Raw genomic sequence first — 22,276 nt, forward strand, 5'->3', positions numbered from 1 at the left:
CGAGAGGACTTGGCACTCAAACAGGGACGCCTATTCTGATGGAAAAATCAAGAAGATTATTCCGGACAGCAGTGCGCGCAGGCGGGAACCCAAGCAAGCATGAGCCGCCTCTGCAATAATTTTCCGTGGCAGCGCTGAGGACTTGGGTCCCCGCCTTCGCGGGGACGACGTGCTCAGGCCGCGTGATAAAGGCGATGCGCCTGATCGATCGACATCAGGCATACATATACCTCCTCGACCAAGGCAACTGCGCCACGTCGCTCCCCGCCTTGCCGCACACGATCTGGTACAGGCTGATCCGGTCGTGGGCGAAGGCGTAGGCGCAGCCGGCCAGGTACACGTGCCAGATGCGGAAGCGTTTCGGGTCGGTCAGGGTGCGGATGTGGGCGGCATTGCTCTCGAAATTGTCGGTCCAGAGCGCGCAGGTGTGCGCATAATGGCGGCGCAGGTTTTCCACGTCGCGCACTTCCAGGCCGCCTTCCTGCATCGCCCGCACCACGGTCGCCAGGTGCGCCAATTCTCCCTGCGGGAACACGTATTCGTCGATGAACTGGCCGCCGCCATAGGGCGTGGCGCCGTTGTCGGCGTCGGTGGTGGTGATCCCGTGGTTCATCGCGACGCCGCCCGGCGCCAGCAGGCGCGCCACCTGCGCGAAATAATCCTTCAGGTGCTGCACGCCGACGTGCTCGAACATGCCCACGCTGGTGATGCGCTCGAAATGGCCGTCGACGTCGCGGTAGTCCTGGATCCGGATCTCGACACGGTCCTGCAGCCCGGCCTTGACGACCCGTTCGCGCGCCAGCGCGGCCTGGTTCTCGGACAGCGTGATGCCCACGCAGCGTGCGCCGAATTGTTCGGCCGCGCGCAGCACCAGCGCGCCCCAGCCGCAGCCGATGTCGAGCAGGGTCTGGCCGGGACGCAGGTCGATCTTGCGCAGGATGTGGTCGATCTTCTTGACCTGCGCGGTGGCCAGGTCTTCATCGCCCCCCTCGAAATAGGCGCAGGAATACACCATGCCGGGATCGAGCCAGGCGGCGTAGAACTCGTTGGAGACGTCGTAGTGGTAGCGGATCGCGTCGCGGTCGGATTCGCGCGTGTGGTTTCGCCGGAAGCCCAGCGCGTCGGCCAGGCGGCCGCGCCCGGTGTCGGCGCCGGACGCCGCCAGCGCATTGCCGACCGCGATGATGTCGGCCGCGCGGCCCATCACCTCGATCGCGCCTTCGACGTAGGCGCGGCCCAGGCTGTAGAGGGAAGGGGAGCGCAGGTAGCGCAGCGCGGCGGGGCCGGGGATGCGGATGGTAACCCGCGGCGGATCGGACGACAGGTCGATGCGTTCACCGTTCCACAGCTCCACGCGCAGTGGCAGTGACAGTTGCGGCAATTTGCCGCGCAGGCCCGATTGCCAGGCCGACAGCTTGATCTGATCGAACACGGTCCACCCCTTTTATCAAAGGCGTAGCCGGCCGCGGCTCCTGGCCGGTTACGGTTGCAAACGCTGGCGCGTCCAGCTGCCGTCTTCCTGACGCTCGTAGACGATGCGGTCATGGAAGCGCGAACGCCGGCCTTGCCAGAATTCGATACGGTCGGGGATCAGGCGGAAGCCGCCCCAGTTGTCGGGACGCGCCGGATCCTCGCCGGCCCCCTGCGCCACGACCTCGTAGTTCTGTTCGAGTTGCGCACGGCTGTCGATCGGCGCGCTCTGGCGCGAGGCGATCGCCGACAGCCGGCTCTTGAGGGGGCGGCTGCGGAAATAGCGGTTGCTTTCGTCCGGCGCAGTCCGCTCCACACGTCCTTCGATGCGCACCTGACGTTCGAGTTCGCTCCAGAAGAACAGCAATGCGGCGTAGCTGTTGTCGCGCAAATCCGCGCCCTTCTTGCTGTCGTAATTCGTGTACCACGAGAAGCCGCGCGCATCGAATTGCTTGACGAGTACGATGCGCGAGCTTGGCCTGCCACTGGCGGCCACGGTGGACAGCGACATCGCATTCGGTTCGTTCACTTCGGCCTTCAGGGCCTGCTCGAACCAGGCCGTGAATTGCGCGATCGGATCGTCGCTCACGTCGGCTTCGTCCAGGCTGGCCTGGCCGTAGTCCTTGCGCAGGTCGGCCACGGCCTGGCCCACTGCTGGCGCCAGCGGGGCCACGGTTGCCCCTGGCGCCGCGATGCCGCGGCGCAGTTGCATGGCCTGGCCCAGTTGCGCCATCTGCTCCGGCGAGAACAGGCGCATCGCCATCGGCGCCATGGTGCTTTCTTCGCGCTCCATATGGGAGGTATAGCTGGCCACGAAGCGCCGCACCTGGCTATCCGACAGCACCGTGCCCGTGCCTTCGGCAATGGCGGTCAGCTGCTCGTGCAGGTCTTGCCATAAAGCATCCATGTCCTTGTGGTCTTGCAGGATGGTTGGCGCCAGCGCCTGCAGGATGGCGGCGTCGTCGCCCTGGGCGGTGGCGCGCAGCATCGGGATCAGGTCCTGCTCCTCATCGTCGTGGTGCAGATGGGCCGCCTTGTCGAAATAGCGCAGCACTGCGCTCGCGGCCTGGCGCGCCTGCTCGTCGGCGCCGTGCTGCGGCAGGTGTTCCAGCAGTTTTTCAAGCGTCGCGAGTTGCTTGCGGATGCGTCCGTGGCAGTGCTTGAGCACGGCAATCGGCTGGGTGAAATCGGGGGCGGCGTCGTGCAGGAGGGAGCTCATGGCGTTCCAGTAGCATTTTGGTGACAGGCAAGTTATTTGCTCATCACTATTTGGTTATCTAAGAGGTATTTTAGTGCAGATGCGAAAGGCGTGTCCGCTACAATATTGGGATGAACCAGATCAACTCTCAGCTCTTTTCGGCAACGTTGGACGAAGAAGTCGACTTCGCGCGGCGCTTTGGCGGCATCGCCCGCCTCTACGGTGAGCGCGCGCTGGAACGTTTTCGTTCCGCACACGTGTGCGTGATCGGCGTTGGCGGCGTCGGCTCGTGGGTGGTCGAGGCACTGGCGCGCAGCGCGGTCGGCCGTCTGACCCTGATCGACCTCGACAATGTGGCAGAGTCGAACATCAACCGTCAGATCCAGGCGCTGTCGTCGACCGTCGGCATGGCCAAGATCGAGGCGCTCAAGCAGCGCATCGCCCAGATCAATCCGTTCTGCCAGGTCACGCTGGTCGAGGATTTTATCGATCCCGAGAATATCCAGGCAATGATCGGCGATAAGGATGTCGATTACGTGGTCGACGCCATCGACAGCGTGAAGCCAAAGGCGGCCCTGATCGCCTGGTGCAGCGCCAACAAGATGCCGCTGGTGGTGGTGGGCGGCGCGGGCGGCCAGATCGATCCGACCAAGGTCGAGATCCGCGACCTGGCCCGTACCGAGCAAGAGCCCTTGCTCAAGAAAGTGCGCAAGATCTTGCGCGCACAATATGGTTTCTCGCGCGGCGAGAAACAGAAATACCATATCGATGCCGTGTTCTCGATGGAACCGCTGCGTTATCCCGACGCTGGCGATGCCTGCGATGTCGATCCGAACAGCATCACCGGTTTGAACTGCGCCGGCTTCGGTTCGAGCATGGTGGTCACCGCCACCTTCGGCATGGTGACGGCTGGCCAGGTGCTGCGCCGCCTGGCTGAGGCCGCCAATGCCGAGGCCGAGGCTGCCCTGGAGGCCCAGGCTGCCCCGGCCGGGCAAACTGTGCAAGCCGAAGCGGCCTTGTTATCATAAGATTGTTGCAACCGTCCGGTTGCCTATTCTTGGAAGAGCACACATGATTCGTCGATCTGCATTCATTGCACTGCTGCTGGCCGCCGCGAGCGTCCAGGCGCAGGAAGGCGCGCAGGACGCCAGCAAGCCGACCACCCAGCCGCCACCGGACGTGCAGCAGTCGAGCACGCCGCCGGTCGCGCCGCCGGACAACCAGGTCCCGGCGCCGGTGGCCGAGGCGCCCGCGCCGCAGGTCGAGATCGTCGATCGTGTGGTCGGCACCGGCAAGGAAGCGTCGCTGGGCAGCAATGTCGTGGTCAACTACACCGGCTGGTTCCACAAGCCGCTGGCCCGCCAGCAGCGCGGCCGCAAGTTCGATTCGTCGCTCGACGGCGGCCGCGATCCGCTCGAGTTCCAGCTCGGCGCAGGCCGCGTGATCAAGGGTTGGGAGCAGGGCGTGGCCGGCATGAAGGTCGGCGGCAAGCGCACCCTGATCATCCCGAGCGCGCTGGCCTATGGCAAGCGCGGCGCGGGCGGCGGCATGATCCCGCCGGATTCCGATCTGATCTTCGACGTGGAACTGCTGGACGTCAAATAACGTCAATATTTGTTCGGCAACGGAGGCGGTAATGAGAATCGCGAACGATGTCACTGAACTGATAGGCAATACCCCGCTGGTGCGCATCCGCAAGCTGGCGCGGGGCAGCGGAGCCGACCTGGTCGGCAAGCTGGAATTCCACAATCCGGCGCACAGCGTCAAGGACCGCATCGGCCTGGCCATGATCGAGGCCGCCGAGGCGGCCGGTCTCATCGACTCCGACACGACCATCGTCGAGCCCACCAGCGGCAATACCGGCATCGCGCTGGCGATGGTGTGCGCGGCGCGCGGCTACCGCTGCAAGCTGGTGATGCCCGAGACCATGAGCAGCGAGCGGCGCATGCTGCTGCGCGCCTATGGCGCCGAGCTGGTGCTCACTCCCGGCAGCGAAGGCATGCTGGGCGCCATCCGGCGCGCCGAAGAGATCGTGGCAAGCGACCCGCGCGCCTTCATGCCGCAGCAATTCAACAATCCCGCCAACCCCGAGGTGCACCGCCGCACCACGGCCGAGGAAATCTGGCGCGACACCGACGGCAAGATCGACATCCTGGTGGCGGGCGTGGGAACCGGCGGCACCATCACCGGCGTCAGCGACGTCATCAAGCCGCGCCGGCCCGGCTTCCAGGCCATCGCGGTGGAACCCGAGGCGTCACCGATGCTGTCGAAGGGCACCAAGGGCCCGCACCCGATCCAGGGTATCGGCGCCGGCTTCGTGCCGCAGGTATTGAATACCGCGTCCTACGACGAAATGATCTGCGTGAAGAACGAGGATGCCTTCGAGACGGCGCGCGCTGCGGCGCGCGAGGAAGGGCTGCTGGTCGGCATCTCGTCGGGCGCGGCGCTGTGGGCCGCGATCGAGGTGGCGCGCCGGCCGGAGAACGCGGGCAAGCTGATCGTCGTCGTCATTCCCTCGTTCGGCGAGCGTTACCTCAGCACGGCCCTGTACGCCAACCTGGCGGGGTAGGTTTTATCAGTGGACGTGACCCTGCAAGGTGCAGTGGTGATGAATCGTCCCCTGTTCCACCTGCAGCGTGCAATGGTGGATCGCATACTTCTCGCGCAGCGTGTGCTCGATGGCGTCGAGCACCGCGTCGCCCGGGTAGCCTCCCGGGATCACCAGGTGGGCGGTGAGCGCGGTCTCGGTCGTGCTCATGGCCCAGATATGCAGGTCGTGCACTTCGGTCACGCCCGGCTGGCCGGCCAGGAAGGCCTGCACCTTGCCCGCGTCGACGTTCGGCGGCACGGCCGCCATCGACAGCTGCACCGACTCGCGCAGCAGCGACCAGGTGCCGATCACGATCACCACCACGATCACCAGGCTCACGATCGGATCGATCCAGGTCCAGCCCGAATACATGATCGCCAGCCCCGAAATCACCACGCCCAGCGACAGCGCGGCGTCGGCCGCCATGTGCAGGTAGGCGCCGCGGATGTTCAGGTCGCCCTTGCTGCCGGCCAGGAACAACCAGGCCGAGAAGCCATTGATGACGACGCCAATGGCGGCCACGATCGATACCGTTGCGCCGGCCACCGGCGCCGGCTCGGCGATGCGCTGCACCGCTTCCCAGGCGATCGCGCCGCAGGCCACCATCAGGAGCAGGCCGTTGCCCAGCGCCGCCAGGATCGACGAGCCGCGCAGGCCGTAGGTGTAGCGGCCCTTGGGCGCGCTCTTGGCCAGCAGGGCGGCGCCCCAGGCCAGCATCAGGCCCAGCACGTCGGACAGGTTGTGGCCGGCGTCGGCCATCAGCGCGGTGGAGTGGGCGATGAAACCATAGGTGAACTCGACGATGACGAAGGCCAGGTTCAGGCCGATCGCCAGGGCGAAGGCGCGGCCGTGGCCGTCGGGCGAGGGCATGTGGTGGTGGTGATGGCCGAAGCCATGGGAATGGCCGTGATCGTGCCCATGATCGTGGTGATCGTGTCCGTGCTTGTGGTCGTGTGCGTGGCTCATGCGTCCATTCCGTTGGCGGGTTCGGCGATGTGCTCGAACATGGTGGAGAGCAGGCTGCTGATGTGGACATCGGCAGCCGAATAGAAGACTTGCTTGCCCTGGCGCTCGGCCTTGACGATGCGGGCCGCGCGCAGCAGGCGCAGGTGGTGGCTCACCAGTGAGCTCGACAGCGCCAGCCCGGCCGCGATATCGCCCACCGCCGTCGGCTGGGCCAGGCAGGCCAGCACGATGCGCAGCCGGGTCGGGTCGCCCAGCAGGTGGAACAGGTCGGCCACCTGACCGATCGCTTCCTCAGGTGGCGGGGCGATGGGCTGGGCAGGCGGGTGCGCGGTAGTCAAATTTGGCTCTAACATGTGAATAGGTGTTCATATGTTAGGTGAAACAACCGCGCCGGGCAAGCGCGGTCTCCTTCAGTGTTGCTTCTTGTCCATCACCTGCCCGTCGTCGTCGCGGATCTCGGGCTGGCCCAGGCCGAGCTTTTGCAGCTGCGGCAGGATCTTACGCCGCTCGCCGACCGCCACCACGATTATCCGGTCCAGATCGAGATACTCCCGCGCGACTCTCTGCACGTCTGCCACGCCGACCTGCGCCAGCTCCCGCGCCAGGCGATCGTAGTAATCCGGCGCCAAGCCATAGACGAACAACTCGGTCAGGCTGGCGCCGATGTCGGCATTGGTCTCGAACTGGCCCGGCAGCGACAACAGCTGGGCGTTGCGCGACGCATCGAGTTCGGCCTGCGATAAAGGCTGCTCGCGCATGGCCGCGATTTCGCGCAGGATCTCGCGCACCGATGCGCCGGTGGCGTCCTGCTGCACGCTGGCCTCGACCGAGAACGGCGCCGGGGTGCGGTCGTAGTCGAAGTGCGAGTAGATGCCGTAGGTATAGCCCTTGGTCTCGCGCAGATTGTTGTTCAATCGGCTCGAGAACATGCCGCCCAAAACGCCGTTCATCACCTGCAGGGCGGGGAAGTCGGGCGTGTCGCGCGCGGGGCCCATGCAGGCCACCTGCAGCGCCGTCTGACCGGCATCCGGCTGGTCGACCAGCACCAGGCGCGCCGGCGTGGGACGGGTCTCGGCCGGCTTCACCTCGGGCGCATCAGCCGCCGGCCAGGCGCCGAACTGCGCCTCGGCCAGCGCTTGCAGCTCGGCGCGCGTGATGTCGCCGGTGACCACCAGCGCCGCATTGGACGGCACGTAGTGGCGCTTCCAGAAGCCGGCGATGTCCTCACGCGTGGTGGCGCGGATCGCCGGCTCCAGGCCCAGCTGGCCGTAGGCCTTCGGATGCGCGCTGCCGAATAGCGCGCCGGCCGCCGCCAGCGCCGCCACCGTTTCCGGATCGTCGCGCTGCTGCGTCAGGGAGCCGAGGCGGTCCTGCCGCTGGCGCTCGATCTCGGCCGCCGGGAAGGACGGGTGCTGCACGATGTCGGCCACCACCTCGAGTGCGCGCGCAAAGGTCGCGCGCAGCGCCAACAGCGATACGGTCGAGACGTCGTCGCTGCTGCCGGTGTCCATGAAGGCGCCCAGCTGCGCGACCTCGTCGGCGATCTGCGGCGCGCTGCGGGTGGTCGTGCCTTCTTCCAGCATCTGGGCCGTGAAGCCGGCCAGGCCCGGCAGGTCGACCGGATTGGCCGCGCCGCCGCTTTTCACCACCAGCTGGCTCGACACCAGCGGCAGCGCCGGATTGTGGTGGTGGATCACAGTCAGACCGTTGGCGAGCCTGAAGGTCTCTCCGCGCGGCAGCGTCACCTTGGGCGTGGGCCCGGCCACGGGCGGCGTCGCGCGCCACGGTTCGGCCTCGTTGAGCGCAGCCTGGGCGGACTGCGGCGCGGTCTTGACCGGCTTGGGCGCGCGCGGATCGTCGACCTTCGGCTTGCCGGGCACGCCGGTCACCACGGCGCGTGCCTCCGGCTTGAGCCAGGTCTGCACCGCGCGCTGGACGGCGGCGGCGTCGATGCGGCGCAGGCGCGCCAGGTCCTTGGCCAGGTAGCCCGGGTCGCCCGTGTACAGGTTGTAGTGGTTGAGCTGCTCGGCCAGGCCGTCGCCGCCGAGTTTTTCGAGCGATGCCAGCAGGGCGGTTTCCAGGCTGTTGCGCGCGCGTTCGACTTCGCGTTCGCTTGGGCCGTCCTTGCGCAGCCGTTCCAGCTCGGCGTCGATCGCCGCTTCGAGTTCCTGCGGCGTGTGGCCGGCGCGCGCGGTGACATCGACCACGAAGGTCGAACTTAAGGCCAGCGAGGTCTGGGTGCTCGACACGTCCTGCGCGATCTGGCGCTCGTACACCAGCGCCTTGTACAGGCGGCTCGACTTGCCGCCGCCGAGGATGGTGGCGGCCACCGCCAGCTCGGCGTCGCCCGGCTGGTAGGCGGCCGGCGTCAGCCAGCCCATGAACACGCGCGGCAGCTCGACCCGGTCGCGCACCACGACCCGGCGCTCGGCCGTGATCGGCGGCGTGACCACCTTGGGACGCACGACGTCCGGGCCGCGGCGCAGGCCGCCGAAGTAGCGCATCACCAGTTCGCGCGTCTTGCCCTTGTCGATGTCGCCGGCGATCACCAGGCTGGCATTATTGGGGCCGTAGTAGTTGGTAAAGAATTCACGGACGTTCTCCAGCCGTGCACCCTGGATGTCGGCGTGCGAGCCGATGATCGAGGCCGCGTACGGATGGCCCTTGGGGAACAGCGTTTGCAGCAGCGCTTCCTCGACCAGGCCATACGGCTCGCCCTCGGTGGTCTGGCGGCGTTCGTTGCGCACCACGTCCTGCTGGTTGCTCAAGGCCTGCTGGTCGAGCACGTCCAGCAAAAAGCCCATGCGGTCGGCATGCACCCACAGCGCCAGTTCGAGCTGGTTGCTCGGCACCGTGTCGTAGTAGCTGGTGCTGTCGAAGCCGGTGCCGCCATTGCTGTCGGTCGCGCCGGCGCCTTCAAGCAGGCGGTCGGCCTCGCCGCGCGGGATGTGGCGGGTGGCGGCGAACATCATGTGCTCGAACAGGTGGGCGAAGCCGGTCAGGCCGGGCGCCTCGTTGGCCGGGCCCACGTGGTACCACAGGTTGACGGCCACGATCGGCAGGCGCTTGTCCTCGACCAGGATCAGCTGCAGGCCGTTGGGCAGCACCGTCTTTTCAAAAGCGATCGACGGTATCGGCGCCGACACCGGCGCAGGGGGCTGGTCCTGGGCCTGGCCGGCCGCGGGAGCGGCCGCCAGCATCAGCGGGACCATCAGGGTGGGAATGTTCAAATACTCTCCGTAATTCAATGACAATGCCCTTGCCGCGATCGGGCGGCGCACGCCTTGCCATTATCCCGGATACGGAGAAACTTGTGGCGAGGCCCGCTTACTCGACGAAGCGCAGGATGCCGCGCAGTGCGTGGGCGATGGACTGCTCGCGCACCGCCTGGCGGTCGCCCTGGAACACCAGGCGTTCGGTGTGAACATGGTCGCCGCGCGCCCAGCCGAAGCACACGGTGCCGATCGGCTTGCCGGGCACGGCGCCGGTCGGGCCGGCGATGCCGGTGGTCGAGACGGCGATGTCGGCATTGCTGTTGGCCACGGCGCCTGCGGCCATGGCGGCGGCCACTTCTTCGCTGACCGCGCCGAACTGCGCGATCACGGCGTCGGGCACGTCCAGCATCTCGTTCTTGGCGGTGTTCGAATAGGTCACGAAGCCGCAGTCGAACCAGTCGCCCGAGCCGGGGATGGCGGTGAGCGTGTAGGCGATGCCGCCGCCGGTGCAGGATTCGGCGGCGGCCAGCATCAGTTTTTTTGGGCCGATGGTGTCGCTGACTTTCTGGGCAAGGTCGATGAGTTCGTTCGTCACGTGGGTCTCCTTGGGAAGCCGCCGGCCGGGCGAGTGCCACGTCGGGAAACCGGTCGGACTGCCTTCATTCTAGCGCGCTGCGCGGGCGCACGGGAAGCGAACGGCAGGTCAAAGTTTCAAAAATTGCTACCCAAACCGCAAGCGAACGTTTACAGTGCCAGCCGCATTCTCATCCGGGCCCGGCTTGATAAATGTTTCGTGCGACACACAGCACAGGCGTGCTGCTATGCTGGGATGACCAATTTCTCGTCTTTGTTAGAACTTTTACATGCCGCGCATGCTTTTCCATGAGCGGTCCGTGGAGGAAGCATGAGCCGCCAGCGCTCTATCCGCAAGAAGCTGGTGGCGGTGGTGATGACGACCACGTTCGTCGCGCTGCTGGTCTCGATCGCCATCGTGATCGCCTATGACCTGCGCAGCTACCACCGCGCCCTGGTGAACGACCTCTCGACCCAGGCCGAACTGGTCGGCCACATGACGTCCGCCGCCCTGAGCTTCGACGACCCGCGCCTGGCCAATGAGAACCTGGCGCTGCTGCGCACCAGTCCCCTGGTGCGCGCGGCCGCCATCTACGATGCCAAAGGCGCGCTGTTCGCCTCTTACGCCGCCGTCGGCGTACCCCGCAATATTCCCCAGCGCCTGGACGCGGACGTGCAGTCCGATGGCGCCACCGACGACCTGGTGGTGCGCCAGCCCATCGTCGAGAATGGCGACACGGTGGGCACCGTCGTGCTGCGCGCCGAGAACCGCCTGCTGGCGCGCACCATCGACTATCTCGCGATCGCGGCCGGCGTGACCCTGCTGGCGATGGCGATCGCCTATCTGCTGATGTGGCGCCTGGGACGCGTGATCACGGCGCCGATCGTGGCCGTCACCGAGATCGCGCGCGAGGTGGTGACGACGCGCGACTATTCGCGCCGCGCGCCGCGCATCGGCGACGACGAGGCGGCCGAGCTGGCCGATTCCTTCAACGCCATGCTGACCGAGATCGAAGGCCGCACCCGCGAGCTCGAGGATTCGCACAGCACCACCCTGCGCGAAGCCCAGCAGCGCACGCGCGCGCAGCAGGAAGTGATGCGCCTGAACGAGCAGCTCGAGCAGCGCGTCGACGAGCGTACCCTGCAGCTGGCGCTGGCCAACGCCGAACTGGCCAACGCCAACGAGGAAGCCAAGAGCGCCAACCAGGCCAAGTCGGCCTTCCTGTCTTCGATGAGCCACGAGCTGCGCACGCCGCTCAACGCGATCCTCGGCTTCGCCCAGATTTTGACGTCCGATACGCTGCCCTCGACCCTGGAGCAGAAGAAGGAATTTGCGAACCACATCCTCAAGTCGGGCCGTCACCTACTAACCCTGATCAACGAGATCCTCGACCTGGCCAAGGTCGAATCGGGCACCATCACCCTGTCGATGGAGCCGGTGGCCCTGACCGATATCCTGCTCGAAGTGCGCACCATGATCGAGCCCATCGCCGCCACCCGCAAGGTGCGGGCGCTGTTCCCGGATGCGTCGGAGGCGGTGGTGATGGCCGACCGCACGCGCCTGAAACAGGTGCTGCTCAACCTGTTGTCGAACGCCGTCAAGTACAACCGCGAAGAGGGCGCGGTGGTGGTCAGCTGTGAACATCCGACCCCCGACCGCCTGCGCCTGTCGGTGCAGGACACCGGCAACGGCCTGAATCCGGAGCAGCTGGCCAACCTGTTCCAGCCCTTCAACCGCCTGGGCCAGGAAGCCGGGGCCCAGGAGGGCACCGGCATCGGCCTGGTGGTGACCAAGCGCCTGGTGGAACTGATGGGCGGCGAGATCGGCGTTACCAGCAGCCCGGGCGTGGGCAGCGTGTTCTGGATCGAGCTGGCCAGCACCACGCCGCTGGCGTCGGCGCTGCCCGAGCGCGGGCCCGAGGCCGCGAGCGCGCCGAGCGACTTGCCCGACGAAGGCGAGCCGCACCTGGTGCTGTACGTCGAGGACAACCCGGCCAACCTGCGGCTGGTAGAAGAAATCGTCGCCTTCCGGCGCGACCTGCGCCTGCTGTCGGCCCCCGACGGCCACCTCGGCCTGGAACTGGCCAGGGCGCACCTCCCGGAAGCCATCCTGATGGACCTGAACCTGCCGGGAATGAGCGGCTACGACGTGCTGCGCCAGTTGCGCGCCGATCCCGAGACCACCTGGATCCCGGTCATCGCGCTGACCGCCAACGCCATGCCGCGCGATATCGAGCGCGGCATGGCGGCGGGCTTCCACCGCTATCTGACCAAGCCGATCGACATCGATAAATTCACTGAAGCGATCAATAGTACGCTGGCGGAGCAGCCCAGGACGGGCCCGCCTGGCGAAAGGAAGGCTAGATGATTTCCCTGTCCGACATCCGGCGCGCGCGCATCCTCGTCGTCGACGACGAGCCGGTGAACGTGCAGCTGCTCGAATACCTCCTCAAGACCACCGGCTACGAGAACGTCAGTTCCACCCACGACCCGCGCCAGGTGGTGGCGCTGCACCTCAAGCACCGCTTCGACCTGATCATCCTCGACCTGCACATGCCGGGCATGGACGGCTTCGAGGTGATGGAAGCCCTGAAGCCGCTGGAGAGCGATTCGTGGCTGCCGGTGCTGGTGGTGACGGCCGAGCCGGACAAGAAACTGGCGGCGCTCGAGGCGGGCGCACGCGACTTCATCGGCAAGCCGATCGACACGGTCGAGGTGATGACCCGCATCCGCAACCTGCTCGAGGTGCGCCTGCTGCACCGCGAATCGCTCGACTACGGCAGCCAGCTGGAGCGCCAGGTGCGCGAGCGCACCGCCGAGCTGGCGCGTTTTCGCGGCGCGATGGACGCCACCCAGGATGCCCTGTTCCTGATCGACACCGCCAGCATGGCGATGGTCGACGTGTCGGAAGGCGCCTGCCGCATGCTGGGCTTTTCGCGCGACGCGCTGCTGCGCATCGACCCGGTGGCGCTGGGCCTGGCCACGCGCACCCAGCTCGAGCGCCTGCTGGGCGGCGGCGCCGCGCACGATGGCGAGTCCGAGGCCGACATCGTCGAGACCGACCTGCTGCGCGCCGGCGGCGAAGGCTCGGTGGCGGTCGAGATCAGCTGGAAGCTGCAGGAACCGGACCTCGAGCACCCAGCGCAGCGCATGCTGATCGCGGTGGCGCGCGACATCAGCGAGCGCCTGCAGGCCCAGGAAAATCTGCGCCACGCGGCCAGCTACGACGCCCTGACCGGCCTGCCGAACCGCACCCTGTTCTTCGAAAACCTGCGCGACACCATCGAGCTGGCCCAGGACAAGAACTGGCGCGTGGCGGTCCTGTGCATCACGCTCGACCGCTTCAAGGTGATCAACGACACGCTCGGCACGCGCGGCGGCGACGAGCTGCTGCGCCAGTTCAGCACGCGCCTGGTGCGCTGCGCGAAGGTGCGCGATTCGGTCGGGCGCCTGGGCGGCGACGAGTTCGCGCTGATCCTCACCATGCCGCGCGAGCAGCAGGACGCGGTGAACATGGCCAACGACGTGCGCGAATCCCTGCGCATGCCGTTCGACCTGCACGGCCAGCAGGCCGCGCTGACGGCCAGCATCGGCATCGCCATGTACCCGGACGACACGGTCGAGCCGGGCGCGCTGGTCAAGTATGCCGACACCGCCATGGTGCGTGCCAAGGAGGCCGGCCGCGACGGCTACCGCTTCTTCACCGCCGGCATGAACGTGCAGGTGCTGGCGCGCCTGGACCTCGAACTGGCCCTGCGCGGCGCACTTGAAGACGCCCAGTTTGTGCTGCACTACCAGCCCAAGATGGAATTGAACACCGGCCGCATCGCCGGCACCGAGGCGCTGCTGCGCTGGCACCGTCCCGGCTACGGCCTGGTGTATCCGGCCGAATTCGTGCCGGTCATGGAAGAGACGGGCCTGGTGGTGCGGGTCGGCGACTGGATCATCGACGAGGCCTGCCGCCAGATCGCGGCCTGGAGCGCGGACGGGGTGCGCGACGTGCGGGTGGCGGTGAACGTGTCGAGCCGCCAGTTCGTCGAAGGCGACCTGGAAGGCGTGATCCGCGACGCATTGGCGCGCCACGACGTCGAACCGGGGCTGCTGGAACTGGAGCTGACCGAGAGCGCGCTGATGCAGAACGCCGAGCGCACCACCGAGGTGCTCACGCGCCTGAAGGCGCTCGGGATCCGGATCGCGATCGACGATTTCGGCACCGGCTACTCGAGCCTGGCCTACCTGAAGCGCTTCCCGATCGACAAGCTCAAGATCGACATCGCCTTCGTGCGCGACATCGTCAACAACCCGGACGACGCCGCCATCGCGCTGGCCATCATCAGCATGGCCCACAGCCTGCACATGCAGGTGATCGCCGAGGGCGTCGAGACGCGCGCCCAGATGGCCTACCTGCGGCGCCACCGCTGCGACCAGATCCAGGGCTTCTATTTCTCACGCGCGCTGCCGGCCGACCAGCTGGCCGAGATGGTGGTATCCAACCGCGCCAAGCCCGACGAGAAGCAGACCGCCGACGACAAGGTGCAGACCCTGCTCGTCGTCGACGACGACCCGAACGTCCTGAGCGCGCTGCACCGCCTGTTCCGGCGCGACGGCTACCGCGTGCTGACCGCATCCTCGCCGGCCGAGGGCTTCGAATTGCTGGCGTTGTACCGGGTGCACGTGATCCTGTGCGACCAGCGCATGCCGGTGATGAGCGGGACCGAATTCCTCAGCAAGGTCAAGGAGATGTACCCCGAGACCATCCGCATCATCCTGTCCGGCTATACCGGGGTGGACTCGGTGCTCGACTCGATCAACCGCGGCGCGATCTACCGCTTCTATACCAAGCCATGGGACGACCAGCAGCTGCGCGACAATGTCCGCCTCGCGTTCCGGCATTACTGGATGACGTACGGGCCCTACGATGATCGCAAGACGCCGCGCGAGGAGGACCAGCAGGGCGAAGCGGCCTAGCCGCGTAGCCATTCCTTTTATCACGCGCGTTCCAGGATACCCCCGGGGCGGTCTTGCGGCCCGCAGCCGCCGTTTGGCGATCATGGCTCGGCCGCTCTGGAGAAATGTCCCAGATCAGTCAGGCAACTAGATGTTCGACCGTGGCAATTCTCGAGCGTCATTCTGGGACTGCCCGCCTGATGACATGGTCGCCTCACTGATTCGAGAGGTCGCACTGCAAACATTTCATAGAAAGTTGCCGCTGGTAATGCGTTAAACTGCGTGAGTGTTGGATCAGCATCGTAAAACGCTGGACATCACAAACTACCAGTGGCGGCGTTGGCAACCGACACTGATCTTGAGACAACTCCACAACAAGACCTGAAGGAAGATTGGGTGTATTTTCTAGTATCGCTCGGGACAGCTTTGCTGCTCGCCATTCCCACTTGGGGTTTCTCGTTAGTCCTGTTCTTCTTGATCAAGAATTGGTTTGATACTCGCGCGATGAACTCATTATTAGGTGCTGCCGCGACAGCCATGCGCGAAGAAGTAAGCGAAGAGCGCTACCATATCAATCGTGCAGCAATTGCCAAAGTGTTCAAGCGTTTCGGTGTCGAACCTCCTCAGATTCAACATCTCGGGAATGACGGAACCACACTGTATTGGGGAATGTTGCGGCATCCAATGATTCAGCAAAACAGAGAGTTTTCGGTACGCTTTGGATATACGCCACGCGATGGAACGCGTAATACCGTATTCATAAAAGCGGCTCCCGGAAGAGACGAGAGCGTACTTGGGGCTGATGACATCATGTCACTCGCTTCAACTCAGCCAGGTGGAGTGGCGTATGAAAAGCAGATCAGTCGTATCAAACCGAAGAGCGACCAAGAGATCATTCAACTGATACTTCAAGCAGCACGATCACGAGCATTTGAGATCGATTGCCCAAGATTTGAATACGGTAAGCTGGCAGATTTTGTGAGTCGGCACGAGCTGGGAGTAGAATATTTTCCAGGCTATTCCGGAGCAAGGTTTTGGATCGATATTGGAGAATATTCTTACGCGGTTTGTATCGAAAACCTTGATCCAGATGCCAAGGATGCCGGTGGGATTTCCATCTGGGCTAAGCAGGATGGCCCTGCCGAAGTCCTGATATCTGCTTAATCCAGCACAGTCCTGCGGTACACCCCCAATCGGGTGACTCGGCTCCATCACCGAATCCGCGAAACGCCCGCCAATGCGTCGATGGCTCGCATCCGTGGCACTTAGCCAGCTTTGCGGCGCTGCGGGCGGAACTGCAGCAGCAGCGCCGACACCAGGAAGTAGAAGGCGCCGAAGCCCGCATAGCCGGCCACCGTGGCGACCGTCGGCTCGGCCGGCATGCGCGCCTGCCCGATGAATACGGCGCCGGCCAGCGCCGACTGCGCGCCGCTCAGGACCATCGCCCATTGGGCGCCATGGGTTTTCCAGCGGCGCGCCCCGGTGCCCAGTTGCAGCAGTCCGGACAGGATGGCCCAGGCGCCGAACACGGCCAGCACCCGGTGCATGTCGGGCAGGGCGACGGCCAGCGCCAGCGCCACGGCCAGGCTGGCCACGACGTTCAGCAACTGGGTTCGGTTCGCCGCCAGCCCGCCGCTGCGGCGGGCGTCGACCAGGTTGGCGAAGGCATCCCAGGCGGGATAGGCGACCAGCAGCACGGCGCCGGCGAGCGTCGAATGCGGGGTGATTGCCAGCACCGCCAGTACCCAGGCGCTGGAAAAGACGGCGCGCACGAAGTAGTAGCGTTTGAGCCAGCCTTCATGGGCGTCGCCGGCAAGGTTGGTGTCGTGGTTCATGATGTTCTCCATTAACTTACCTACTAGTTGGTAGTTTGTTGGGCTAAAAAAGCCGGCCTGCCTTACCGGAATCGTTTTCAAGCCGGCGCCTGGATGCGCGCCAGCTGGGCGGCCGTGATAGCGCCGAACACCTTCGCATCGCCATAGGCACGTGCCGACAGCATGGCGCCGTGCACGGTGGCCATGAAAACCTCGGCTTCGACCTCGGGAGGCTGCATCAGCCGGATCGTGCCTTGCTGGACGCCCCGTTCCAGCACCGAGGCCATCCAGGCCGACAGGAAGCGGAAGTAGCCGCGCACCTCGACCGCCACGTCGGCCGGCAGGATCGGCAGTTCGCCGGCCAGCAGCGCGCATACGCAAAACGGCGCGCTCAGGTCTTCGATGCACTTTTCCCAGTACTGGGTATAGGCGCGCAACATGGCGAGCGGATCGGGAATCGCCTGCTGCAGCCGCTCGATCCCGTCGGCCGTCGCCTGGCGATGCTGCACGACGATCGCCTTTACCAAATCGACCTTGTTCGGGAAGTGGTGGTGGATGCTGGCCTTGCGGATGCCGACCACGTCGGCGATATCCGCGTAGCTGAAGCCGTTGTAGCCACCGGCCACGATCAGGGCGCGCGCGCAGGTCAGGATGTCTTCGGAGGTGTTGGACATTTTCTTCATGTGAGGATCCTACCTTCTGGTAGGGAGTCTCGTCAAGCGGAGTTGCCCATTCGCTCGTGGAAGTATGTGCAGCTAAGCATATAACGTTCTGTCGGGCAACCGTGCATCGCGATCGGAGTGCTTGCTATATCCTGAAATACATAGCGATGCGCTGTAATGCGTCTTGCTCAATGAGCGAAAAAGGATATCCATGAAAGCACTTGTTTACAACGGCCCCTGCGACGTCCAGGTCAAGGACATGCCGGATGCGAAGATCGAGAAACCCACCGACGTGCTGGTGCGGATCACGACCACGAATATTTGCGGGTCCGACCTGCACATGTACGAAGGCCGCACCAGCATGGAAACCGGCCGCATTCTCGGGCACGAGAACATGGGCGAGGTGATCGAGGTAGGTAAGGCGGTCGACCGCGTGAAGGTCGGCGACATCGTCTGCCTGCCTTTCAATATCGGCTGCGGTTTTTGTGAAAACTGCGAGCGCGGCCTGTCTGGCTATTGCCTGACCGCGAATCCAGGCACCGCGGGCGCGGCCTACGGTTTCGCCGGCATGGGCCCGTACAGCGGCGGCCAGGCCGAGCTGTTACGCGTGCCCTATGGCGACTACAATTGCCTGGTGCTGCCGGACGATGCGAAGGAAAAGGAAAACGACTACGTGATGCTGTCGGATATCTTCCCGACCGGCTATCACGCGACCGAACTGGCCGGCGTGAAGGCGGGTGAATCGGTCGTCATCTACGGCGCCGGGCCGGTCGGCCTGATGGCGGCCATGTCCGCCTTCATCAAGGGCGCCAGCCAGGTATTCGTGGTCGATACGCACAAGGATCGACTGGCCCTGGCCGAGAAGATGGGCGCCATCGCGATCGACGATACCGAAGGCGCCGGCGTGCAGAAAGTGCTCGACCTGACCGATGGCAAGGGAGCCGACCGCGGCTGCGAATGCGTGGGCTACCAATGCTGCGACAAGCATGGCAAGGAAGTGCCGAATCTCACGATGAACAACCTGGTGCAGACGGTGAAAGCGACCGGCGGCATCGGCGTGGTGGGCGTGTTCCTGCCGCAGGATCCGGGCGCGCACGATGAACTGGCCAAGGAAGGCAAGCTGGCCTTCGACTTCGGCAATTTTTGGTTCAAGGGCCAGAAGATCGGCACGGGGCAGGCCAACGTCAAGCACTACAACCGTCAGTTGGCCAAGCTGATCCATGCCGGGAAGGCAAAGCCGTCACAGATCATCTCGCATGAACTGACGCTGGATGAAGCACCGACCGGTTACCAGAACTTCGATAAACGTGTCGACGGCTGGACCAAGGTGGTGCTCAAACCAGGAAAGTAATACCGGGAAATCTCAGTAGCAGGGACGTGCATGTGTTTCATGCGGAACGCTCAACCCGCGCTGAAGTGATCCCAGCCCGTCAAGCCCAGGTCGAGCGGCGCGCCATGCGCGTCGACCAGGCGCAGGCCGGGTGCGGTCTCGATCGTGCCCACCCGGGTGACTGGCGTGGCGGCCTGCGCCGCCGCTTCGAGCACCGCCGCGCGTTGTGATACCGGCGCCGTGAAGCACAATTCGTAATCGTCGCCACCGGCCGCCGTGAAGCGGCGCCGCAATGCGAGATCCTGGCGCGCCAGCGCCGGGCCGGCCGGCAGCGCATCGACGTCGAGCGTGGCGCCGACGCCGGATGCCGCCAGGATGTGTCCCAGGTCGCCGACCAGGCCATCCGAGATGTCGAGCGCGGCGTGTGCAATCGGCGCGCCTGGCACCGTCGCCAGGGCCAGGCCCAGGGCCACGCGCGGCGTTGGCATGTGCAGCCTCGGCGCGGCCTGCTCCTGTGTCTCAGGGGGGAGTTCGACCTCTTTCCAACAGCCTGCCAGCGCCAGGCGTGCATCGCCCAGCGTGCCCGAGATCCAGATGTCGTCACCCGGTTTGGCTGCAGCGCGCCGCAGCGCATGGCCGGGGGCGACTTCTCCGAACACGGTGATGCAGATATTCAGTGGCCCCTTGGTGGTGTCGCCGCCGATCAGTTCGCAGCCATGCTCGTCGGCCAACGCGAACAGGCCGCGCGAGAAGCCGTCCAGCCATGCCTCGTCGGCTCGCGGCAGCGAAAGCGCCAGGGTAAAGGCGACGGGACGGGCGCCCATCGCGGCCAGGTCCGACAGGTTCACGGCCAGCGCCTTGTGGCCCAGCATTAAGGGATCGGCGCCGGCGAAGAAATGGCGGTCTTCGACCAGCATGTCGGACGAGATCGCGATCTGGCGGCCAGGCGTCGGGGCCAGCAGGGCGCAGTCGTCGCCGATGCCCAGCGCAACATCGGGGCGGCCGGGGCGCTGGCGCTTGAAATAACGCTTGATGAGGTCGAATTCGGAAAGCATGGCGACGATTGTACCGTCCTCCGTTGGCCTGCCAGAAATTGCTGCAACCGCACATAAGTGTGGTGAAAATACGTAGCCATTGACAACATGCTGTCTGATAGAATCGAAAGTCCCGTTTTGTATCAGGAAGGCTGCCCAGCATGGATTCGTCATCTGACAAAAAAGAAGAATTACGTCAGCAACTGCGTCAAGCAGCGCTCGAGTATCACCAGTTTCCCCGTCCCGGCAAGATCAGCGTGGCGCCCACCAAGGGCCTGCTGAACCAGCGCGATCTGGCCCTGGCCTATTCCCCGGGCGTGGCCGCGCCTTGCGAGGAAATCGTCAAGGACCCCGCCAACGCCTACAAATACACCGCGCGCGGCAACCTGGTCGCCGTGATCTCCAACGGCACCGCTGTGCTGGGCCTGGGTAATATCGGTCCGCTGGCGTCCAAGCCGGTCATGGAAGGCAAGGGCGTGCTGTTCAAGAAGTTCGCCGCGATCGACGTGTTCGACATCGAGATCAACGAGACCGATCCCGATAAACTGGTCGACATCATCGCCTCGCTCGAGCCGACCTTCGGCGGCGTGAACCTGGAAGACATCAAGGCGCCCGAGTGCTTCTACATCGAGCGCAAGCTGCGCGAGCGCATGAAGATCCCGGTCTTCCACGACGACCAGCACGGCACCGCGATCATCGTCGGCGCCGCCATCCTGAACGGCCTGAAGGTCGTCAACAAGAATATCAAGGAATGCAAGCTGGTGGTTTCGGGCGCCGGCGCGGCCGCGCTGGCCTGCCTCGACCTGATCGTCGACCTCGGCTTCCCGATCGAGAACATCTTCGTCACCGACTTGGCTGGTGTGGTCTATAAAGGTCGCGTCGAGCTGATGGACCCAGACAAGGAACGCTTCGCGCAAGACACGCCGCACCGTTCGCTGGCCGAGGTCATCCCCGGCGCCGACATCTTCCTGGGCCTGTCCGCCGGCGGCGTGCTCAAGCAGGACATGGTCGCGAAGATGGGCCCGAGCCCGCTGATCCTGGCGCTGGCCAATCCGAATCCGGAAATCCTGCCGGAAGACGCGAAGGCGGTGCGCGGCGACGCCATCATCGCCACCGGCCGTTCGGACTATCCGAACCAGGTCAACAACGTCCTGTGCTTCCCCTATATGTTCCGCGGCGCCCTGGACTGCGGCGCGACCACCATCACGCGCGAAATGGAAATCGCGGTGGTGCACGCGATCGCCGACCTGGCCCATGCCGAGCAGTCGGACATCGTGGCTTCGGCCTACGGCATCTCGAACCTGTCCTTCGGTCCGGAATACCTGATCCCGATGCCGTTCGATCCGCGCCTCCTGACCCATATCGCGCCGGCCGTGGCCAAGGCCGCGATGGACGGCGGCGTCGCCACCCGTCCGATCGAGGACCTGGAAGCCTACGCCGAAACGCTGCAGCAGTTCGTGTACCGCAGCGGCACCTTCATGAAGCCGCTGTTCACGGTCGCCAAGAGCGCGCCGCCTGAGCTCAAGCGCATCGTCTACGCCGAAGGCGAGGACGAACGCGTGCTGCGCGCGGTGCAGGTGGTGGTCGACGAGAAGCTGGCGCGCCCGATCCTGGTCGGCCGTCCGGCGGTGCTGGAGCAGCGCATCGAGAAGTTCGGCCTGCGCCTCAAGTTGGGCGTGCACTTCGACGTCATCAACCCCGACTTCGACGAGCGCTACCGCGACTACTGGCAAAGCTACCACCAGATGGTGATGCGCAAGGGCGTGACGCAAGACCTGGCCAAGCTGGCCATGCGCCGCCGCCACACCCTGATCGGCGCCATGATGATCCACAAGGGCGAAGCCGACGGCATGATCTGCGGCACCTACGGCACCACCCAGATGCACCTGGAATTCATCGACCAGGTGCTGGGCAAGCGCGCCGGCGCCAACGTCTATGCGGCGATGAACTTCATCATCACGCCGGAACGCCAGCTGGCCATGGTCGACACCCACGTCAACGAGAATCCGAACGCCGAGCAGCTGGCCGAGATCACGATCATGGCGGCCGAGGAGATGGAGCGCTTCGGCATCTGCCCGCGTGCGGCCCTGCTGTCGCACTCGAACTTCGGCAGCGCCAATACGGAATCGGCGCAAAAGATGCGCGCCGCCCTGGCCCTGGTGCAGCAGAAGAAGCCGGAACTGGAAGTCGACGGCGAAATGCACGGCGACGCCGCGCTCGACGCCAAGAACCGCGCCAAGATCATGCCGGAATCGACCCTGAAAGGCGACGCCAATCTGCTGGTGCTGCCGAACATCGATGCCGCCAATATCTCGTACAACCTGCTCAAGACGGCGGCCGGCAACGGCATCGCGATCGGCCCGGTCCTGCTCGGCTGCGCACGCCCGGTCCACATCCTGACCCCGTCGGCGACGGTGCGCCGGATCGTCAATATGACGGCGCTGGCCGTGGTGGACGCTGTTTCTCAACGGCAATAA

Annotated in this window: 17 protein-coding genes; 8 read left to right on the top strand and 9 right to left on the bottom strand. The window is 65.3% G+C overall.

The genetic code is table 11. From position 1 onward, the window contains the following. Positions 1–214 precede the first annotated feature (214 nt). The gene (locus tag FVD38_RS25025; protein WP_147937282.1) at positions 215–1,432 is read right to left on the bottom strand and encodes a class I SAM-dependent methyltransferase; all 1,218 of its coding nucleotides are present in this window, start codon (positions 1,430–1,432) and stop codon (positions 215–217) included. A gap of 48 nt (positions 1,433–1,480) precedes the next feature. Then, positions 1,481–2,689, bottom strand: a complete 1,209-nt coding sequence (gene pdxH / locus FVD38_RS25030; protein WP_147937283.1) for a pyridoxamine 5'-phosphate oxidase — start codon at positions 2,687–2,689, stop codon at positions 1,481–1,483. A 110-nt stretch (positions 2,690–2,799) separates the two neighbouring features. Here pdxH and tcdA point away from each other — a divergent pair, with 110 nt between their 5' ends. From tcdA to cysK, 3 genes are read left to right on the top strand one after another with little or no spacing between them, the layout of a single operon-like run. Further along, complete coding sequence (gene tcdA, locus FVD38_RS25035; protein ID WP_147937284.1) at positions 2,800–3,696, top strand: tRNA cyclic N6-threonylcarbamoyladenosine(37) synthase TcdA; 897 nt, start codon at positions 2,800–2,802, stop codon at positions 3,694–3,696. A gap of 43 nt (positions 3,697–3,739) precedes the next feature. Continuing rightward, positions 3,740–4,273, top strand: coding sequence for an FKBP-type peptidyl-prolyl cis-trans isomerase (locus tag FVD38_RS25040; RefSeq protein WP_147937285.1), 534 nt, complete (start codon positions 3,740–3,742; stop codon positions 4,271–4,273). A 31-nt stretch (positions 4,274–4,304) separates the two neighbouring features. Next, positions 4,305–5,237, top strand: coding sequence for a cysteine synthase A (cysK, locus tag FVD38_RS25045; protein WP_147937286.1), 933 nt, complete (start codon positions 4,305–4,307; stop codon positions 5,235–5,237). Between the two features lie 6 nt (positions 5,238–5,243). On the opposite strand, the gene FVD38_RS25050 is transcribed toward cysK, so the two are convergent. The 4 genes from FVD38_RS25050 to FVD38_RS25065 form a co-directional block, all read right to left on the bottom strand. Beyond that, entirely contained in the window at positions 5,244–6,224 is a 981-nt protein-coding gene (locus tag FVD38_RS25050; protein WP_147937287.1) for a cation diffusion facilitator family transporter, read from the bottom strand. Continuing rightward, the gene (locus tag FVD38_RS25055) at positions 6,221–6,577 is read right to left on the bottom strand and encodes an ArsR/SmtB family transcription factor (RefSeq protein WP_187271704.1); all 357 of its coding nucleotides are present in this window, start codon (positions 6,575–6,577) and stop codon (positions 6,221–6,223) included. The genes FVD38_RS25050 and FVD38_RS25055 overlap by 4 nt, the downstream gene beginning before the upstream one ends. A 57-nt stretch (positions 6,578–6,634) precedes the next feature. Then, positions 6,635–9,454: a M16 family metallopeptidase gene (locus tag FVD38_RS25060; protein ID WP_147937288.1), complete on the bottom strand. Its 2,820-nt coding sequence runs from the start codon at positions 9,452–9,454 to the stop codon at positions 6,635–6,637. A 97-nt stretch (positions 9,455–9,551) separates the two neighbouring features. Continuing rightward, positions 9,552–10,034: a CinA family protein gene (locus FVD38_RS25065; protein ID WP_147937289.1), complete on the bottom strand. Its 483-nt coding sequence runs from the start codon at positions 10,032–10,034 to the stop codon at positions 9,552–9,554. 309 nt (positions 10,035–10,343) lie between these two features. Here FVD38_RS25065 and FVD38_RS25070 point away from each other — a divergent pair, with 309 nt between their 5' ends. The 3 genes from FVD38_RS25070 (at position 10,344) to FVD38_RS25080 (ending at position 16,123) form a co-directional block, all read left to right on the top strand. Beyond that, positions 10,344–12,380 (top strand): sensor histidine kinase, YfiR-like protein-associated, encoded by a 2,037-nt coding sequence (locus FVD38_RS25070; protein ID WP_147937290.1) that lies wholly within the window; start codon positions 10,344–10,346, stop codon positions 12,378–12,380. After that, positions 12,377–14,980, top strand: coding sequence for an EAL domain-containing protein (locus tag FVD38_RS25075; RefSeq protein ID WP_147937291.1), 2,604 nt, complete (start codon positions 12,377–12,379; stop codon positions 14,978–14,980). The genes FVD38_RS25070 and FVD38_RS25075 overlap by 4 nt, the downstream gene beginning before the upstream one ends. A gap of 318 nt (positions 14,981–15,298) precedes the next feature. Then, on the top strand, positions 15,299–16,123 hold the full coding sequence (locus FVD38_RS25080) for a hypothetical protein (protein ID WP_147937292.1): 825 nt from the start codon (positions 15,299–15,301) through the stop codon (positions 16,121–16,123). A 101-nt stretch (positions 16,124–16,224) separates the two neighbouring features. Here the strand turns inward: FVD38_RS25080 and FVD38_RS25085 are convergent, their stop codons facing one another. Together FVD38_RS25085 and FVD38_RS25090 are read right to left on the bottom strand one after the other, a co-directional pair. Continuing rightward, entirely contained in the window at positions 16,225–16,794 is a 570-nt protein-coding gene (locus FVD38_RS25085; RefSeq protein WP_147937293.1) for a DUF308 domain-containing protein, read from the bottom strand. Between the two features lie 77 nt (positions 16,795–16,871). Continuing rightward, complete coding sequence (locus FVD38_RS25090; RefSeq protein ID WP_147937294.1) at positions 16,872–17,456, bottom strand: TetR/AcrR family transcriptional regulator; 585 nt, start codon at positions 17,454–17,456, stop codon at positions 16,872–16,874. A 190-nt stretch (positions 17,457–17,646) separates the two neighbouring features. Between FVD38_RS25090 and FVD38_RS25095 the strand changes: the two genes are divergently transcribed. Next, complete coding sequence (locus tag FVD38_RS25095; protein ID WP_147937295.1) at positions 17,647–18,786, top strand: glutathione-independent formaldehyde dehydrogenase; 1,140 nt, start codon at positions 17,647–17,649, stop codon at positions 18,784–18,786. A gap of 50 nt (positions 18,787–18,836) precedes the next feature. Here the strand turns inward: FVD38_RS25095 and thiL are convergent, their stop codons facing one another. Then, a complete protein-coding gene (thiL, locus tag FVD38_RS25100) occupies positions 18,837–19,820 on the bottom strand; it encodes a thiamine-phosphate kinase (protein WP_147937296.1) in 984 nt (327 codons plus the stop codon). A gap of 140 nt (positions 19,821–19,960) precedes the next feature. On the opposite strand from thiL, the gene FVD38_RS25105 reads away from it, so the two are divergent. After that, positions 19,961–22,276 carry an NADP-dependent malic enzyme gene (locus FVD38_RS25105; RefSeq protein WP_147937297.1) on the top strand — a complete coding sequence of 772 codons (2,316 nt, stop codon included), beginning with the start codon at positions 19,961–19,963 and terminating at the stop codon, positions 22,274–22,276.

Origin of the sequence: Massilia arenae (assembly GCF_008014745.1) — a bacterium.
GTDB lineage: Bacteria > Pseudomonadota > Gammaproteobacteria > Burkholderiales > Burkholderiaceae_D > Telluria > Telluria arenae.

Excerpts from the sequence above, each read along its gene's own strand:
- pdxH (WP_147937283.1), bottom strand. The coding sequence starts at position 2,689 with ATGAGCTCCCTCCTGCACGACGCCGCCCCCGATTTCACCCAGCCGATT.
- tcdA (WP_147937284.1), top strand. The coding sequence starts at position 2,800 with ATGAACCAGATCAACTCTCAGCTCTTTTCGGCAACGTTGGACGAAGAA.
- FVD38_RS25040 (WP_147937285.1), top strand. The coding sequence starts at position 3,740 with ATGATTCGTCGATCTGCATTCATTGCACTGCTGCTGGCCGCCGCGAGC.
- cysK (WP_147937286.1), top strand. The coding sequence starts at position 4,305 with ATGAGAATCGCGAACGATGTCACTGAACTGATAGGCAATACCCCGCTG.
- FVD38_RS25050 (WP_147937287.1), bottom strand. The coding sequence starts at position 6,224 with ATGAGCCACGCACACGACCACAAGCACGGACACGATCACCACGATCAT.
- FVD38_RS25055 (WP_187271704.1), bottom strand. The coding sequence starts at position 6,577 with ATGTTAGAGCCAAATTTGACTACCGCGCACCCGCCTGCCCAGCCCATC.
- FVD38_RS25070 (WP_147937290.1), top strand. The coding sequence starts at position 10,344 with ATGAGCCGCCAGCGCTCTATCCGCAAGAAGCTGGTGGCGGTGGTGATG.
- FVD38_RS25075 (WP_147937291.1), top strand. The coding sequence starts at position 12,377 with ATGATTTCCCTGTCCGACATCCGGCGCGCGCGCATCCTCGTCGTCGAC.
- FVD38_RS25085 (WP_147937293.1), bottom strand. The coding sequence starts at position 16,794 with ATGAACCACGACACCAACCTTGCCGGCGACGCCCATGAAGGCTGGCTC.
- FVD38_RS25090 (WP_147937294.1), bottom strand. The coding sequence starts at position 17,456 with ATGAAGAAAATGTCCAACACCTCCGAAGACATCCTGACCTGCGCGCGC.
- FVD38_RS25095 (WP_147937295.1), top strand. The coding sequence starts at position 17,647 with ATGAAAGCACTTGTTTACAACGGCCCCTGCGACGTCCAGGTCAAGGAC.
- thiL (WP_147937296.1), bottom strand. The coding sequence starts at position 19,820 with ATGCTTTCCGAATTCGACCTCATCAAGCGTTATTTCAAGCGCCAGCGC.
- FVD38_RS25105 (WP_147937297.1), top strand. The coding sequence starts at position 19,961 with ATGGATTCGTCATCTGACAAAAAAGAAGAATTACGTCAGCAACTGCGT.